We start from the raw sequence: 223 nt of genomic DNA, 5'->3' as shown, positions 1-223 counted from the left end.
TGCCGAGCGTGCCTTCGATCACCGTCAGCCGGTCCATCAGCCCTTCGCGCTCGGCAATGCCGCCGCCGCGCCGGCCGTACATGCCGACGGCATGGACTTCGTCGAGATAGGTCATGGCGCCATACTTGTCGGCGAGATCACAGATCTCCTTGATCGGCGCGATATCGCCATCCATCGAATAGACGGATTCAAACGCGATCAGCTTCGGCGCCTTCGGATCGGC

1 protein-coding gene is annotated in these 223 nt (G+C 62.3%); it reads right to left on the bottom strand.

Going from position 1 to position 223, the window contains the following annotated elements; translation table 11 throughout:
• The coding region (locus tag BN1800_RS40045) for an aminotransferase class I/II-fold pyridoxal phosphate-dependent enzyme (RefSeq protein WP_143534293.1) at positions 1-223 on the bottom strand (223 nt) is incomplete at both ends.

Origin of the sequence: Rhizobium sullae, from assembly GCF_900169785.1 — a bacterium.
Taxonomy (GTDB): domain Bacteria; phylum Pseudomonadota; class Alphaproteobacteria; order Rhizobiales; family Rhizobiaceae; genus Rhizobium; species Rhizobium sullae.
Note: the sequence above shows the minus strand (reverse complement) of the source record. Positions and strands in the feature narration are given on the sequence as shown.